Origin of the sequence: Bradyrhizobium sp. DN3 (genome assembly GCF_041357655.1) — a bacterium.
GTDB lineage: Bacteria > Pseudomonadota > Alphaproteobacteria > Rhizobiales > Xanthobacteraceae > Bradyrhizobium.
This window is the reverse complement of sequence record NZ_JAULLN010000012.1, coordinates 71,355-85,092: the sequence shown is the minus strand read 5'-3', so window position 1 is coordinate 85,092 and position 13,738 is coordinate 71,355. Positions and strand designations below refer to the sequence as shown.

At 59.5% G+C, this 13,738-nt stretch carries 15 protein-coding genes and 3 pseudogenes; 9 read left to right on the top strand and 9 right to left on the bottom strand.

Annotation, left to right across the window (positions count from 1 at the left end):
• Nucleotides 1-39: 39 nt before the first annotated feature.
• The 5 genes and pseudogenes from AAE027_RS19190 to AAE027_RS19170 all read left to right on the top strand — a co-directional run bounded on the left by AAE027_RS19190 (nt 40) and on the right by AAE027_RS19170 (nt 3,284).
• Entirely contained in the window at nt 40-1,161 is a 1,122-nt protein-coding gene (locus AAE027_RS19190; protein ID WP_370987116.1) for an ABC transporter substrate-binding protein, read from the top strand.
• Nucleotides 1,162-1,256: 95 nt separating this feature from the next.
• Nucleotides 1,257-2,240, top strand: coding sequence for a TauD/TfdA dioxygenase family protein (locus AAE027_RS19185; RefSeq protein WP_370987117.1), 984 nt, complete (start codon nt 1,257-1,259; stop codon nt 2,238-2,240).
• Nucleotides 2,241-2,738: 498 nt separating this feature from the next.
• Complete coding sequence (locus tag AAE027_RS19180; RefSeq protein WP_370987118.1) at nt 2,739-2,948, top strand: hypothetical protein; 210 nt, start codon at nt 2,739-2,741, stop codon at nt 2,946-2,948.
• Nucleotides 2,949-2,990: 42 nt separating this feature from the next.
• A pseudogene (locus AAE027_RS19175) lies at nt 2,991-3,083 on the top strand (transposase domain-containing protein); the annotation flags it as partial.
• Nucleotides 3,084-3,134: 51 nt separating this feature from the next.
• The gene (locus AAE027_RS19170) at nt 3,135-3,284 is read left to right on the top strand and encodes a chorismate mutase family protein (protein WP_479714227.1); all 150 of its coding nucleotides are present in this window, start codon (nt 3,135-3,137) and stop codon (nt 3,282-3,284) included.
• Nucleotides 3,285-3,438: 154 nt separating this feature from the next.
• On the opposite strand, the gene AAE027_RS19165 is transcribed toward AAE027_RS19170, so the two are convergent.
• Entirely contained in the window at nt 3,439-3,720 is a 282-nt protein-coding gene (locus AAE027_RS19165) for a hypothetical protein (protein WP_370987119.1), read from the bottom strand.
• On the opposite strand from AAE027_RS19165, the gene AAE027_RS19160 reads away from it, so the two are divergent.
• A complete protein-coding gene (locus AAE027_RS19160) occupies nt 3,719-3,988 on the top strand; it encodes a helix-turn-helix domain-containing protein (protein ID WP_370987120.1) in 270 nt (89 codons plus the stop codon). The genes AAE027_RS19165 and AAE027_RS19160 overlap by 2 nt on opposite strands.
• Nucleotides 3,989-4,008: 20 nt before the next feature.
• A pseudogene (locus tag AAE027_RS19155) lies at nt 4,009-4,494 on the top strand (ATP-binding protein); the annotation flags it as partial.
• 178 nt (nt 4,495-4,672) lie between these two features.
• On the opposite strand, the pseudogene AAE027_RS19150 reads toward AAE027_RS19155, so the two are convergent.
• The 3 genes and pseudogenes from AAE027_RS19150 to AAE027_RS19140 form a co-directional block, all read right to left on the bottom strand.
• Nucleotides 4,673-5,469 (bottom strand): annotated as a pseudogene (locus AAE027_RS19150) (IS66 family transposase); the annotation flags it as partial.
• 50 nt (nt 5,470-5,519) lie between these two features.
• A complete protein-coding gene (gene tnpB / locus AAE027_RS19145) occupies nt 5,520-5,873 on the bottom strand; it encodes an IS66 family insertion sequence element accessory protein TnpB (RefSeq protein WP_370987121.1) in 354 nt (117 codons plus the stop codon).
• Between the two features lie 163 nt (nt 5,874-6,036).
• Nucleotides 6,037-6,288, bottom strand: coding sequence for a transposase (locus AAE027_RS19140; protein ID WP_370987122.1), 252 nt, complete (start codon nt 6,286-6,288; stop codon nt 6,037-6,039).
• Between the two features lie 171 nt (nt 6,289-6,459).
• On the opposite strand from AAE027_RS19140, the gene AAE027_RS19135 reads away from it, so the two are divergent.
• Nucleotides 6,460-6,642, top strand: coding sequence for a hypothetical protein (locus AAE027_RS19135; RefSeq protein WP_091896915.1), 183 nt, complete (start codon nt 6,460-6,462; stop codon nt 6,640-6,642).
• Between the two features lie 536 nt (nt 6,643-7,178).
• Here the strand turns inward: AAE027_RS19135 and AAE027_RS19130 are convergent.
• From AAE027_RS19130 to AAE027_RS19110, 5 genes are all read right to left on the bottom strand, one after another.
• Entirely contained in the window at nt 7,179-8,237 is a 1,059-nt protein-coding gene (locus tag AAE027_RS19130; RefSeq protein ID WP_370987123.1) for a sulfate/molybdate ABC transporter ATP-binding protein, read from the bottom strand.
• Entirely contained in the window at nt 8,234-9,349 is a 1,116-nt protein-coding gene (locus AAE027_RS19125; protein WP_370987124.1) for a sulfate ABC transporter permease, read from the bottom strand. The genes AAE027_RS19130 and AAE027_RS19125 overlap by 4 nt, the downstream gene beginning before the upstream one ends.
• The gene (gene cysT / locus AAE027_RS19120) at nt 9,339-10,163 is read right to left on the bottom strand and encodes a sulfate ABC transporter permease subunit CysT (protein ID WP_370987125.1); all 825 of its coding nucleotides are present in this window, start codon (nt 10,161-10,163) and stop codon (nt 9,339-9,341) included. Before cysT ends, AAE027_RS19125 begins: the two co-directional genes overlap by 11 nt.
• Nucleotides 10,164-10,246: 83 nt before the next feature.
• Nucleotides 10,247-11,242: a sulfate ABC transporter substrate-binding protein gene (locus AAE027_RS19115; protein WP_370987126.1), complete on the bottom strand. Its 996-nt coding sequence runs from the start codon at nt 11,240-11,242 to the stop codon at nt 10,247-10,249.
• A gap of 598 nt (nt 11,243-11,840) precedes the next feature.
• Nucleotides 11,841-13,322, bottom strand: a complete 1,482-nt coding sequence (locus tag AAE027_RS19110; protein WP_370987127.1) for an alpha-amylase family glycosyl hydrolase — start codon at nt 13,320-13,322, stop codon at nt 11,841-11,843.
• A 133-nt stretch (nt 13,323-13,455) separates the two neighbouring features.
• On the opposite strand from AAE027_RS19110, the gene AAE027_RS19105 reads away from it, so the two are divergent.
• On the top strand, nt 13,456-13,737 hold the full coding sequence (locus AAE027_RS19105; RefSeq protein ID WP_370987128.1) for a hypothetical protein: 282 nt from the start codon (nt 13,456-13,458) through the stop codon (nt 13,735-13,737).
• The last annotated feature ends 1 nt before the right edge of the window (nt 13,738 follow it).

The following is a 13,738-nucleotide window of genomic DNA, read 5'->3' as shown; positions in this document are numbered from 1 at the left end:
ACGGCCTCACACTCAGTTCGGGTCGTACGGAGGGTACCCATGCAGTTGCGCAACAGCGAACACGACGCGCGAAAACGACGATCTGTCGCACTCCTAATGCTCCTTGGAGCCGCCAGCCTCGCCGCCGTCATGACGGCAGCTCCGGCGATATCTCAGGACACGGCGGACCTTGCAGCGCAACTCGCGGCCGCCGTGCCGGCTCGGACGAAGCTCATCGTGGCCGAGCAACAAAGTCAGGCGTCTGCGCCCTGGACATTGTCGGGGGTCGATAAGGCACTTCCGTATGCCATCACATTTGCCAATTTCAACGGCGGCCCGGCTGTGCTGGAAGCGCTCATCTCCGGAGCCGTCGACATCGGTTACATCGGCGAGGCACCACTGCCCATCGCAGTTGGCGCAGGTGTTCGAGACCTGGTTGCGATTGCGATTTATGCCAATCCCGGAAGCCCTGAGAACTACTACCTGGTCGCACAACCCGACAAAGGGATCAAGACGGTCGCGGACCTGAAAGGTAGGACGGTCGCATATCCTCCAGGTTCCGGCCGCCACATGGTACTGGCCAGCATTCTTCACAGCAACGGGCTGGACCTTGGCGCATCATCTGTGAAGGGCGTGCCGCTCGCCGGTACTGAAGTCGCGCCCAGTTTCGCGTCGCGGTCGGTGGACGCGGCCATCGTGCTTGGCGGCCAGTATTTCCGGATCGGCAAGCCGCCGATTATCGCTGACGGCCGCGGGCATAACTGGGGTGTCAATGTCATACTCACTCGCAAGGCCCTGCTCGATGACCGCGCGAAAGCTCCGGCGATCGCCGACTTCGTGCGCCGCGCGGTGGCGTTCTACAATTGGCAGGGTGTCAATCGCGATGCGTGGATACGCGCCAGTTATGTCAAGCAGGAAGGCCTGAGCTTCGAGCAAGGCAAGTGGCTAGACGATGCTGCAGGGCATGGCGCGTATTATCCCATCGATGCAAAGGCTGTTCGGGTCTTCCAGGAGATCTCCGACAGATTGTTTGCAACGGGAGCGCTGAAGCAAAAGATCGAGATCGCGCCGTATCTCGACGGCCGCTTCAATGCGATCATCGCCTGGCAGAACAACGCTGACGGCGTGATGCCCCGTCCCCTTGAACAGCCGAAAGCTACGGTTAGCGGGGCCGATCAGTAATCCGCATTATCGAAGGGCAACGGCGATAAGGCCGCCCGCGATCCTATCCTACAGACCTACCGAAACGACCCATCCAGCAAAGGAGCCAAGCAACTATGGTTAGATCAACACTCCATGAGTCGGCCTCGCGTGCATCGAATATTCCGGCAGCGGCGCCGCAAAACATCACGGTTCATCCGCTCACTGGCCACATCGGCGCGGAAATCGAAGGCGTCAACCTGAAAGAGCCGCTGCCCCCACCTGTGCTCGAAGAACTCAAGGCGGCGCTACTGAAATGGAAGGTGATCTTTTTCAGGGATCAGCCGCTGTCGCATGAGGAGCATATCGCATTCGCAAAAGCATTCGGCGAGCCAACCGTCGGTCATCCCGTATTTGGCTTCGTCGAAGGGTATCCGCAGGTCTACTCTGTCGCGCGCGACCGCTTGAAATCCCGCGCCGAAGGAGAGCAAGTTATCCGCCCCTGGACCGGTTTCCACACGGACGTTACTGCAGCCGTGAATCCGCCGGCGGCTTCAATCCTGCGGGGTGTAATTGTTCCACCCTATGGAGGCGATACGATCTGGACCAATCTCGCGGAGGCCTACAGGACGCTTTCGGCGCCGCTTCGTTCTTTTGTGGATACGCTCCGCGGCGTTCATTCGTTCCGCCCTCCGGAAGGACAGACTGCAACCGCGGACTTTATCGCAAAGAACAAGCGTCGGCCGCTCGTAAGCGAGCATCCGCTGGTCCGCGTCATTCCAGAGACGGGTGAGCGGGTGTTGTTTGTCAGCCCAAGCTTCCTTTACGCGATCTCTGGAGTGAGCCCACGAGAGAGTCAGCACCTTCTTGAGCTACTCTTCGAGCATGTAACGCGGCCGGAATTTACAGTCCGCTTCCGCTGGCACCCCAATAGCATCGCCTTCTGGGACAATCGGACGACAGCGCACTTGGCACCGCGCGATATTTTCGGCCTCGAGTTCGACCGACAGCTCTATCGGATTACATTGCGGGGCGACGTTCCTATCGGCGTAGACGGGAAACCATCTACTTCGATCGAGGGCGATCCACTCGACGCGCATTCGCCCGAGAATGTTCACTAGCAGGCTTCAGGGGAGCCGCGGGGTCAGGCGATGTACGGTCGCCTCTCTCGCGAGCAGACCGATGCAGTCTTACTGAGCCGGGGCAAATGCCCCGGCTCAGCCTTGCTGGCGTCAAACAGGGCGAGGAGCGCTAGCGCTCCGCAACGGAAGAACAACGCGGGCTCCCTGCAGTGCAGAGCCGCCGCACCGCGACCGCGTTCGGCCGCGACGAAACTCTCATCCGAGTTGGTAGAAAAGAATCTGCCTACGGATTGGAGAAACGTTCTATTTGTGACAACTATCGAGATGGTATCGACTGTTCGGCGCTGAACCTAGTGCGGCCGTCAATTGTGCGTACTGCACTGCGACATAGAGGTATCTCGCGACTTCAGCGAAGGGACATGTTTTCGGATTATTGTCAAATCCTGGCGGAAATGTAGAGTTTGGGAGTTTCTCCAACTCTTTTGAATTCGACATTGTACCGGTTGCGATCCGATGGCTCTTTCTCCGGGGGTCTCTATGTTTGATCCTGCTACGACTGCACTTTTGCGCTCGGTCCTGGACGAAGTCTGCGAAACGGTTTCTCAAGCCGAGATAGGCGCCCGCGCACACGTAGCCTCGAAGATCCTGGAAGCCGCTAGCCGGGGCGAGACGTCCTCGGAAGGCCTAAGGCAGGTCGGCCGCAAGGCCCTCTCCGAAGCCTCAGATCCCTGTCGGTATGCGAGTTGATCGGCATACCGTCCCGGCGCGGGTATTGACTGTCAGGTAGGCATCGAACCGCATGCCTATCTTGCCGACGTCATCACAAAGATCGTCACCTGTCACCCGAACAGCCAGATCGACGAGCTCCTGCCTTGGGCCCATCTCGAATCTAGGTCAGCCTATAAAGCCGCATGTGACCGCCGGACCCGGATAATGGAAACTCAGCCAGAACTGCAAGCTCTTCGCGATAGCATCGACAATCTGGATGCAGCTTTAGTCCACATCCTCGCACTAGCCTTCATCATCAAGGAAGTGATCCGCCACCACGAGACTCCACATGTCAGAGTCGCCTCCAGCAGCTGATCTCGTTCAACGGAGGTATGTGGCCAGGAAACAGCGCATACGTCTGTTCTCTGGGATTGAGCGGACTATTCTGCGACGATCCTCGACTGGCGTTGTTGCCCCCAGCAGATCTTGCCAGAGCGCAGGGATGTGCAGCCTCCTCGATGGCTGGTTGCTATCCCATCCAATGTGGGATGGGCAGATTTTTCTTGCGCAGAAATTCGGGGTTGAACAGCTTGGATTGATAGCCTGCCGATTCCGAGATGATGGTGCGCACCGTACCGACTTGATGGCGCGCAGGGTTCCGAAATGATCGCGCGCAGCATTCCGAGCATTGTCCGCGCAGCATTCCGATTTGATCGCGCGCAGTTTCGGATGGTGTGAGGCCCGATCGTTGGGCCATTTCTCCGGCTGGAAGCAGCTGGGAGGATTGGATGCCGACGAGCAGGGTTATCATGCGCCAGGTGCGCGAGATTGTGAGGTTGAGCCTTGAGGCTGGGCTCTCGACGCGCGTGGTTGGCGAACGCGTCGGCATCGGGCCGACGACGGTACGTGACACACTGAAGCGGTTTGGGCGCGCGGGTCTGGGGCCAGTCCCGGAAGCGATAAGCGACGCCGAGCTGGAGCAACTGCTGTACGGGGTGCCCGGCGTGAAGCCGGGTCGCCGCAAGGTGGCAGAGCCTGACTGGTCCGCATTGCCCGCGAGCTCAAGCGCAAGCATGTGATCTTGCAGGTGCTGTGGGACGACCGCCGCTTGTTCGACATGCTGCTCAAGGGAGACTGGATCAAGAACCACGAGAATTGCACCATTGTCGGGCCGACCGGCGTCGGGAAAAGCTGGCTTGGCTGTGCGCTTGGTCACAAGGCCTGCCGGGACAACCACTCTGTACTTTACACCCGGCTGCCGCGGTTGTTTGAAGAATTGGACCTTGCCCGGGGCGACGGACGACTCACCTCGCGGATGAAGAGCATCACCGCGGTCGAGCTTCTGATTTTGGACGATTGGGGCCTCCAGGCCATCGACGCCAATGCCCGGCATCATCTGCTCGAAATCCTTGAGGACCGCTACGGCCGTCTCGTCACCAGCCAGCTTCCAATTGCCAAATGGCATGAGCTCATAAATGACCCAACCTACGCTGATGCCATACTTGATCGGTTGCTTCACAATGCTCACAGGCTCGAACTGAACGGTGACTCCATGCGTCGCCCGCCGGTTCTTCCTCGACCTTGATTACATCGTCAGCCCGACGAAGACCGGGACTGCCCGCGAAGCTGACCGGCCGCTACGGCACTGTTGGGGTGATAGTGCCAATTGCCTTTAACGATCGGGGGCTTCACATGCGCGTGATCCGATTGGAATGCTGCGCGGCATCAGATTGGAATAGCTGCGCGCGATCATCGGAATCCGCAGCCCACGGCCTGTCATCGCGCGACAGCGCCCAGAAGTAGCCGGATTGGTCCTGCCGCGCCCCGGATCCAGCACCGGCGCCGGGGTCTCATCTACACAGAGCTTCGGAGAGACAAGCAGAAGCTCGCGCAGACGATGCCACAAGGGCTTCAATTCCTGGGCGCATAGCCGACCCAGAAGGCGAGCGTGGAGCGGTCGAGCGCGATGCCATGCGTCGCCAGCATCTGCGTCTGGCGTTAAAGCGGCAAATGCCAATGATACTTGGCGTCGATCACATGCGCGACGAGCCGCTCGGTCGGCAGTCCACCGTCGCTCCGGAGCAGCGTGCTGGAGAACGATGCCGCGACAGGTACGGCAAGCCAGTTTGGGCCGGCGGGTCACGATCACCCGGTATTGCACCGGAACGACGTCGAGCCTTTGACTCTCGTCGCGACCAATCTCAATAAGATGACCTTTGCAGGACGGGCAGCAGGTTGCGGCCGGCATCAGGATTTCGACGATGCGTGGCAAATGCTCCGGCAGCTTGCCGCGATTGGCCCTGCGCTCGGAAGCTCTCTTCTCGCGTGTTTTGGGATCGGCGCGATCCTCGGCTGCTTCGAGAGCCGCAACGGGCTGATCGATATCCTCTAGAACAAGCTGCAGCTGATCAGCATCAAGCTTTTCCGACGATCGACCGAACTGCGCAGCTTTTGCCAGCTTGAGCAACCGCTCGAGCCTGGCACAGCGATCCAGCAGAGCCGCGGCAAAGGCACGCAACTCGGCTGGATCGCTCGGCAGCTCATCAGGCAAATCACTCATTGGCCCGAGTCTGCCATGCTTCGCGCCCCGACGCAGCGAGATTTTATGTCCTACGCAAGTGCTTCCGGCTGCGGGATTCGAGGCGCATGCATGCGTGTCCAGTCCATGCCGGCCAGAAGCGCGGACAGCTGCGCCGCGTTCATCCGCATCACGCCGTCAACAACAGATGGCCACTTGAAGGCGCTGCCTTCAAGCCGCTTCCAATACAGAACAAGGCCGCTGCCATCCCAGACGACAATCTTCACCCGATCGGCGCGCTTCGCACGGAAGACCACCGCCACGCCCTTCATCGGGTCATGGCCCAGCGTCTCCTTCGCCAACAGCGCCAAGCCTTGCGCACCCTTCCGGAAGTCTACAGGTCGGGTCGCAACGTAAATCATGAGGCCAGCGCGAGCCGTCAGCATGAACGTGTCCGCCGCAGTGCCATGAACACATCACTTAGCACCGCAAGACCAGGCGTCCCGCGTACCTCTACCCGTGCACCCTGGAACTCGACCGTAACAACGGCTGCTTCCGGCAACACGGAAGGCTCCGCAGCCGCCGACAGCGACGTTTCCGACACCACCGTCACAAATGATAGTGCATCCCCCGAAGCTGGTAGCACCAATTGACCTGAACGCGCCCCGCGCCGCCAGTCAGCACCTGCTGGGGGCGGCAGCCATGGCGGCGTGCGATATCTGTTACAATCGCACCCGGCTCGAGGCTTTCAGCGACCATCTGAGCCTTCAGTTTATCCGGCCACTGCTTCCGGCCTGCGCCAGCATACACTTCGATACGCGGCGACAACAATCGTCTTATGTCGTTCGAATGGTCGTCCATTGTGAGCACCCTTGAAGATGACTCTTCTAGCGGTGCTCCAAAGACTGCGCACAAACAACCAGAAGGGCCTCGGCGCTACGCTTACGATATGGCAACTCGATCGCAAGGTCGCGATCCTTGACGCCGATGCAGCGCAAAGCGCTGCCGCCTGTATGATAGCGAAGCAACGCCATGCTCATTCTAATCGACAACCCGGAGCGCCGCGCCGAGCTGATCTCGCGAGTTCGGGCCCGTATCGATTGCGAAATTGAAGAGGTGAGCGAAGCGCTGTGCGAAGGTCGCCCAGCGACCCGCGCCTTGCGCTTGCTTGAGACGCTCACGAAAATCCTGGCAGAGCTGGAGGTGCAAAAGTAAGCCGCCTCGGTTGGCGGCCTTTTTCATTTCGAACGTCACCTGTTGGCCCTTCGCGACATTGCACTGCCGCGCGATCCCGGTCGCTAACGAGGCATAGCGGAAGTTGGCAGGCAGCCCTCTTTTGCAGAACACTCGTGACCCCGAACGGACATTGCGCCTAAACTCTGATCGGCGGCTCCAGCTGAGCAAGTTCCTCCTTCAAAGGAGGCCAGCAGTGAGCCATCACAACTGTGCTCAAGATTCCAGGGAGAGAAAAAGCGACCTCAAAAATCTGACCAGTTTCGGCCTCAAGCTCAAATGTGACTTTGGGGTCTCCGTTGGTCGAGGGATCGCCCGTCATGCTTCGGCCCATCACTATCGTCGGTAGCATCGTCGGTAGCCGGGTTCGCTCCTCCATTAGAAGCTCCTTTCCGTCATGTCGGCCATTGGCCCCTAGCCTGCGCGAGAGCGGTCGCAAAGGCTGCTCTCAGAATAGAACCGGACACGACGCGGCCGTCGCCGGATTGTGACCCTGGCCGGACTGATCGAAGACCGCTTCAGACGGGATGGTCCTCTGAAAACACGCGCACGTTTTTCAATTCGACGAAGATTTGGCAGCCGGGTTGCAGCGAGATCTGGCTGCTCTCCTCTTTGGTCAGCTCGACCGTCATGCGACTGCCGTCGTCTGTGCGCTCCAGTTCGAGACGAACCAGCGGTCCGGCCGCATTCACGTGTTTGATGATGGCCGCGATAACAGACGAACCGCCGGATTGCGCGCGCACCTTGATTTCGTGGGGACGAACGTAAGCGACCACATCCGCATCCTTGAGTCCTCTCTGCTCGGGCAAATGAAGCTCGGTGTCGCCCAGTCGCAATCGCCCTTCGCGAATGTGGCCATGGAAGCGATTCACGTTACCGAGGAATTGATAGACGAATGGCGTGGCCGGATGATTATAAATCTCGTCTGGCTTGCCAACCTGCTCGATGCGCCCATTGTTCATCACCACCACGCGGTCGGCCACTTCGAAAGCTTCTTCCTGGTCGTGCGTGACAAAGATACTGGTGACATGGATTTCTTCGTGGAGCCTGCGCAGCCATTGCCGCAGTTCCTGCCGCACCTTCGCATCGAGAGCGCCGAACGGTTCATCCAACAGCAACACCCTGGGCTGAGCGGCCAGGGCACGAGCCAAGGCAACGCGCTGCCGTTGGCCGCCGGAAAGTTGCCCCGGATAGCGCGTCTGGAGTCCTTCGAGCCGAATCAAGTTCAAGAGCTCGTCGACGCGCTCGCGAATCTTGGCTTTGGGCGCCCCCCGTACTCGCAGCCCGTAACCAATGTTCTCCGCCACGGTCATGTGACGGAAGAGCGCGTAATGCTGAAAGACGAAACCTACCTTGCGATCACGTGCGGAATACTCGGTGATGTCCTCGCTCCCGTGGAGAACGGTTCCGGAATCGGCAACCTCAAGACCAGCAATGATCCGCAACAGGGTGGTTTTCCCTGAGCCCGAGGGGCCAAGCAACGCGAGCAACTCCCCGTCAGGCACTTCGAGATTGACTCTATCCAGGGCAATGAAGTTGCCGAAGGTCTTGGAAACGTCTTGAAGCATGATGCTCATCTCTGTGCCTCATCTGTTTTCGGCCCAGGAAGATCAGCCGCAGCGGGTACCTTTCTTTCCAGCTTGATCTTTGCAATCAACGTCAGAATCGCCAGAAGAGTCAGCACGGACGCGACTGCAAAAGATCCAGGCAAATTATACTCTTGAAATAGCTTTTCGATACGCAGGGGCATGGTGTCGGTTTGGCCGGCGATGTGACCGGACACAACATAAACAGCACCGAATTCACCGACGGCACGTGCGTTGCACAAGATGATCCCGTAGACCAGACCCCATTTGATGTTCGGCACCGTCACAGTCCAGAACATTTGCCAGCCACTGGCGCCCAAGCTGACTGCGGCCAATTCCTCATCCGGACCGGCGGCCTCCATCACAGGGATCAGCTCCCTTGCTACGAACGGGAAGGTGACGAATGCGGTTGCAAGGACCAGCCCCGGCGTGGCGAAAATGATCTTCAGGCTCTGGTTACGAGGCCAGACCTGAAAATACTGCTGACCAAAGAAGAGAACGCCAAAGACGATGGCACTTCCCACCAGCAATACCGGCAAGGGATGGTTCCAGAGACCGCGACGCGCCTTCGGGCTGCTGGGACGGAATAGAAAGAACATCAGGATGAAGATGACTACGGCCAGGAACGAGGTCAGGTAGGGCATGATTGCGTAGCCATCCCGGCGAAGGAATGGCCCGAAATACCCCTGAAGCCCGAAGATCAGCACAAACATCAGCCCCGCGACCACGGGAGACACCGAAAATGGCAAGTCGATCGTTGCGGTCAGCAAAGTCCGTCCGGGAAAATCAAATCGCGCGATGGCCCACGCCGCGCAGATCCCGAAGATCAGATTGGCCGCGAGCGCCATCGGGACCACGGTCAACGTCAGGAGGATCGAATCGCGCGTGTCCGGATCGTCGACCAGATTGCTCCAGTAGACGCCCACGCCCTCGCTGAGGGCCTGGACAAAGATGTTGATCACCGGAATGACGATCAGCACCCCAACAACGATCAGGGCGATGGAAATCAGGCCCCAGCGCACCCAGGCAGGATCCTGCTGGGCCGTCCGGGTCGGCGCCGCCGCAACAGGTCGCGGTACTGCAAGCGTCGCATCAACGCTCATGGCGCATGCTCCAACGCTCCAGCAAGTTGATCAATATCAGCATCGCAAAGGAAATGACGAGCAGCACGACTGCGATTGCGGTCGCTTCGCTGTAGGCGAACTCTTCAAGTCGCGCGACGATCAGGATCGGAGCAATCTCCGTGTCGAACGGCTTGTTCCCGGAGACAAAGACCACCGAGCCGTACTCGCCGACGCCGCGGGAAAAAGCGAGGGCGAAGCCCGTGATCAAGGCTGGGTACAGCGTCGGAACAATGATGTTCTGGAACGTTTGCCAGCGTGTCGCGCCGAGCGAAGCGGAGGCTTCCTCCGACTCGGGATCAAGGTCTTCGAGAATCGGCTGCACCGTTCGCACCACGAACGGCAGGCCGACAAAGACCAGCACCAGGACGATCCCGAGACGGGTGTAGGCGCCATGGATTCCCAAGGGAACAAGATACTGCCCCAGCCAGCCCTTCGGCACATAGAGGGCTGCGTAGACAAGGCCGGCCACCGCAGTCGGCAAAGCCAGCGGCAGATCAACCAGCGAATCCATGATCTTCTTGCCGGGGAATGTGTAGCGGACGAGAACCCAGGCGATGAGCAGCCCCAGAACCAAGTTCACTGCCGCCGCAATAAAAGCGGCCCCGAACGTCAGGAGATAGGCCGCTCGCGCCCGTTCCGTCCACACCGCGCCCCAGAACTCGTCGAAAGACAGCGAGCCCGCCCTGAAGAGAAGTGCCGCGATCGGGAGGAGAACGAGAAAACTCAGATAAAAAACGGTGTATCCCAAGGTGAGGGAAAACCCGGGCAGCACTTGCCGATTGACGATTGCCATATCCAGCCATCTTTTGAACGGTCGCCCTGCGCAGTCAGCGCGAGGGCGACCAAATCAAGTACCGTCGGTAGATCCAGGAACAATCAGCCCTTGGGCTTGTAGATCGTGTCGAACACACCGCCTTGACCGATGAACTGCTTGTGGGCGTCCGGAAAGTCCTTGGCGATGTCCGTGATTGGGAACCGCCTGATATCCCCGAAAACCGTACCCACGTATTTCTTCAGGATAGTCTCGTTGGTTGGCCGGTAAAAGTGCTTGGCGAAGATCTCCTGGGCCTCATCGCTATAGGTAAACTTTAGATAAGCTTCCGCGGCCGCCCGGGTGCTCTTCCGATCCACATTATCGTCCACCACGGCCACATGAGGCTCGGCGAGGAGGCTGATCGGCGGATCGATAATCTCCAATTCGCCTTTCGCCTCGCGCACCTCAAGATGCGCTTCATTCTCCCAGGCCAGATGCACGTCGCCTATTCCCTTCTGAACGAAGGTCGTCGTCGCGCCGCGAGCGCCCGAGTCGAGCACCGGAACCTGCTTGTAGAGCTTGGTGACGTAATCGATCGCATCCTCACGCGAACCGCCGCGCACGGTCACGGAGCCCCATGCGGCAAAGAAGCTGACGTAGCCGTTGCCGGACGTTTTCGGATTGGGGGTGATGACCTCAACGCCGGGCTTCACGAGATCGGGCCAATCCTTGATCCCCTTCGGGTTCCCCTTGCGGACGACAAAAACCACCGTGGACGTATAAGGGAGGGATCGGTTGGGCAGCCTGTCGACCCAATCGCTCTTGATAAGACCTTTCTTGCTGATCGCATCGGTGTCCAGATAGGACGCGAGCGTAACAACGTCGGCGTCCAAACCGTCGATGACGGCGCGTGCTTGCGTGCTCGAGCCGCCGTGCGATTGCTTGATCGTGATCTTGACGCCTTTTTCCTTCTCGTACTGCCGGCTGAAGTTGGTGTTGATGTCGCGCCACAGCTCTCGCGTCGGGTCGTAGGATACGTTCAGCAGCGTGACGTCGGCGGCGAGCGCCGAGCTTGCGAACAGCAAGCCGACGGCAGCGGCGAGAACAAGGCGGACCATCTCAATTCTCCATTCGACCCGACGAGGGATGTCATCGAGCCATGTGGAAGTACTCGTGAGGAACCGACCTTAAGTCAAGGGAACCGCTTTTTGTTGTTAGCGGCGTTGCAGCTTCATTTTCCTATGAAGTCGTTGTCGTGTGAATGCCGCATTTTGTCTTGGCCAGTCTGCACCAACGGCCGGCACGGGTGTTTTCATCCGGCGACGTCCCGCTCAAGCGCTGCGCAAGACAGCGTAAGCAACCAATGGAGGCGTCGGGTGTTGGGCGAATCAGGTTCGCGAAACCCAGTCTCACTGGTTTTGCCCGAACGGGCTCGCGAACAACGATCATGTTCAGCTCAAGGCGAGTACGGTGCCAACGAGCAAACTCGGCACGCGCCGTTTCGGCACCTGACAGCTCTCGAGTTGAGTTATACTGTGCCCAAGTGACCGGCGCTTCTGCTTTGACCACCTAAGATGCCGACCTTCGAGCACTGCGATGATTGTTCTTGTCGGGATCGCTTTTTTGCGGCCTTTGTAAACGGTGCCCTCGGCTATGGGTGCTCGGCTCGATCGCGAGACATTTCGCCGGATATGAATGAGTTTTGACGCGTGGTTCTTAGGCTTTGGCCTTTCCCGAGTGTTGATCGAGTTGAAGTTGATGCACAGCACGTGGGCCTCGCGTGTCAGTTCGGCAGCCTCCCCGCTTCAGTCCGCGAAGAACAGGAACGGTGTGTCCGCCGCCGCTTCTTCGCCCATGAAAAGCAATGGAATATGCGGGCTCAGCAGCACGAGCGCCCAATGTTTGGGAGAGCCTCTCCGGACTGACCAGTTTGGACACCCGCTCCCCGAAAGCACGATTGCCGATCTGATCATAGTTCTGGGCGAAGACGATGGTGGCCTCCGGCGGCAGATGAGCGCTCGGCTCGCCGCGTGGCTCGCCGTGGAGCGGAAAGACTTGGCCATGATAGGCAAAGCCTTCTGTCAAGGATCGCGCGAGATGTTCGAGCGGCTTGTCTGCGAAGGCGCCATAATAGCCTTCATCCTCGCCCGTGAGCAGAACGTGGAGCGCATTGTGAAAGTCGTCCCCCCATTGCGCATCGTAGTATTTCGCGCGCCCCTGTTGTGAGCGCTCGAGCAGATGCGCCTGATTGGTCTCGTTCTCCAGCATCAGATGCACGTGCCGGCCAGAAAGCTCGTTGCGAACGGTCTCGGCAAGCTCGATTAAAAAGTGCCGCTCGGAAGCGTGGACTGCGTCGAAACGCAAGCCGTCGAAGCCATATTCGCGCAGCCACATCAGGGCGTTCTCGGTCAGGAACTCGCGTACGAATGTGCCGTCCTGTCCCTCGAGGTTGACGGCAGGTCCCCAGCCGGTGGTGTGGCGTTCGGTGAAGAAGCTTTGCGCGTAGCTGTGCAGATAGTTCAGCTGTGGTCCGATATGATTATAGACGACATCGAGATAGACCATGATCTCGAGGGCATGCGCGGCACGCAGGAGCCGTTTGAGATCCTCCGGTCTTCCGTAGCGGGCGTTTGGTGCATTCAGAAGCACGCCGTCATAGCCCCAATTATGCCGGCCAGGGACGTCATTGAGCGGCATCAGTTCGATCGCGGTGATGCCCAACTCGCGCAGATAGGGCAGCTTCCTCTCGACACCCGCATAAGTGCCCTCCTCGCTGAACGTCCCAACGTGCAGCTCGTAGATCACCGCTTCCGCCCACGGACGGCCGGGATAGAGCACTGAGTCGCGGAGTGTTGCCATGTCGACCAACTCGCTCGGCGCGCCGACGTCGTCGGGCTGGAAGAACGAGGCGGGATCAGGAACGATGAGATCTTCGTTGATCCTGAACTGATACCGCGTGCCGGCGCGCGCCGTTTGGCTCAGCAACTGATACCAACCATCATCATCGCGCGGCATGCTGCGGGGCGGCTGGTCGAGCTCGAGCAGCTCGACCGATCGGGCCGTGGGCGCCCACAGGTTGAACGAGACCCCATGATCGACGATCTGAGGACCGTGGCACCGACTTTGTTTGGCCGTTCCCAGTTTTTGGCTCAAACCCGTCCCTTTCGCCCGCATGCCCCGCGTCTCGGCGTGCTTCAAGATGCTTGTGCCGGGACGACAAAGCGGAGCTGTGCGCGTTCGTTCCTCCTGGGTGCGGAGCCGGGGATTTGCAGCACGAGGAGGAACGGAATCAGACGCGCGACTGTTACCGTCGTTAACAGGAGCTGTCGCTATGCGCCGCCCGAAACCGCAACCGATCCGTAACAAACTCGACCTGACCGACCGCGCCCAGGTGCGCCTCGTCAAAAAGCGTCTCAGACTATCCGACGCGGAGCTGACCAGCATCGTCGGGCGGATCGGCAACTCGATTTCAGCTATCAGCAAACAGGCCGCGCTGCAAAGAGCATCCGCGCTGCCCAAGCCGGCCAAGTTGCCTCCCGCCCCGGTGATCGCCTCGGCGGCCGCCAGCGAGCCGGCAACGACCGAGGTCGCGGCGACCGCGCCGACATTCTGAC

What these genes read in the sequence shown, in the direction of transcription:
- AAE027_RS19190 (WP_370987116.1), top strand. Translation starts at nt 40, where the DNA reads ATGCAGTTGCGCAACAGCGAACACGACGCGCGAAAACGACGATCTGTC.
- AAE027_RS19185 (WP_370987117.1), top strand. Translation starts at nt 1,257, where the DNA reads ATGGTTAGATCAACACTCCATGAGTCGGCCTCGCGTGCATCGAATATT.
- AAE027_RS19180 (WP_370987118.1), top strand. Translation starts at nt 2,739, where the DNA reads ATGTTTGATCCTGCTACGACTGCACTTTTGCGCTCGGTCCTGGACGAA.
- AAE027_RS19170 (WP_479714227.1), top strand. Translation starts at nt 3,135, where the DNA reads ATGGAAACTCAGCCAGAACTGCAAGCTCTTCGCGATAGCATCGACAAT.
- AAE027_RS19160 (WP_370987120.1), top strand. Translation starts at nt 3,719, where the DNA reads ATGCGCCAGGTGCGCGAGATTGTGAGGTTGAGCCTTGAGGCTGGGCTC.
- AAE027_RS19165 (WP_370987119.1), bottom strand. Translation starts at nt 3,720, where the DNA reads ATGATAACCCTGCTCGTCGGCATCCAATCCTCCCAGCTGCTTCCAGCC.
- tnpB (WP_370987121.1), bottom strand. Translation starts at nt 5,873, where the DNA reads ATGCTGACGGCTCGCGCTGGCCTCATGATTTACGTTGCGACCCGACCT.
- AAE027_RS19140 (WP_370987122.1), bottom strand. Translation starts at nt 6,288, where the DNA reads ATGGACGACCATTCGAACGACATAAGACGATTGTTGTCGCCGCGTATC.
- AAE027_RS19135 (WP_091896915.1), top strand. Translation starts at nt 6,460, where the DNA reads ATGCTCATTCTAATCGACAACCCGGAGCGCCGCGCCGAGCTGATCTCG.
- AAE027_RS19130 (WP_370987123.1), bottom strand. Translation starts at nt 8,237, where the DNA reads ATGAGCATCATGCTTCAAGACGTTTCCAAGACCTTCGGCAACTTCATT.
- AAE027_RS19125 (WP_370987124.1), bottom strand. Translation starts at nt 9,349, where the DNA reads ATGAGCGTTGATGCGACGCTTGCAGTACCGCGACCTGTTGCGGCGGCG.
- cysT (WP_370987125.1), bottom strand. Translation starts at nt 10,163, where the DNA reads ATGGCAATCGTCAATCGGCAAGTGCTGCCCGGGTTTTCCCTCACCTTG.
- AAE027_RS19115 (WP_370987126.1), bottom strand. Translation starts at nt 11,242, where the DNA reads ATGGTCCGCCTTGTTCTCGCCGCTGCCGTCGGCTTGCTGTTCGCAAGC.
- AAE027_RS19105 (WP_370987128.1), top strand. Translation starts at nt 13,456, where the DNA reads ATGCGCCGCCCGAAACCGCAACCGATCCGTAACAAACTCGACCTGACC.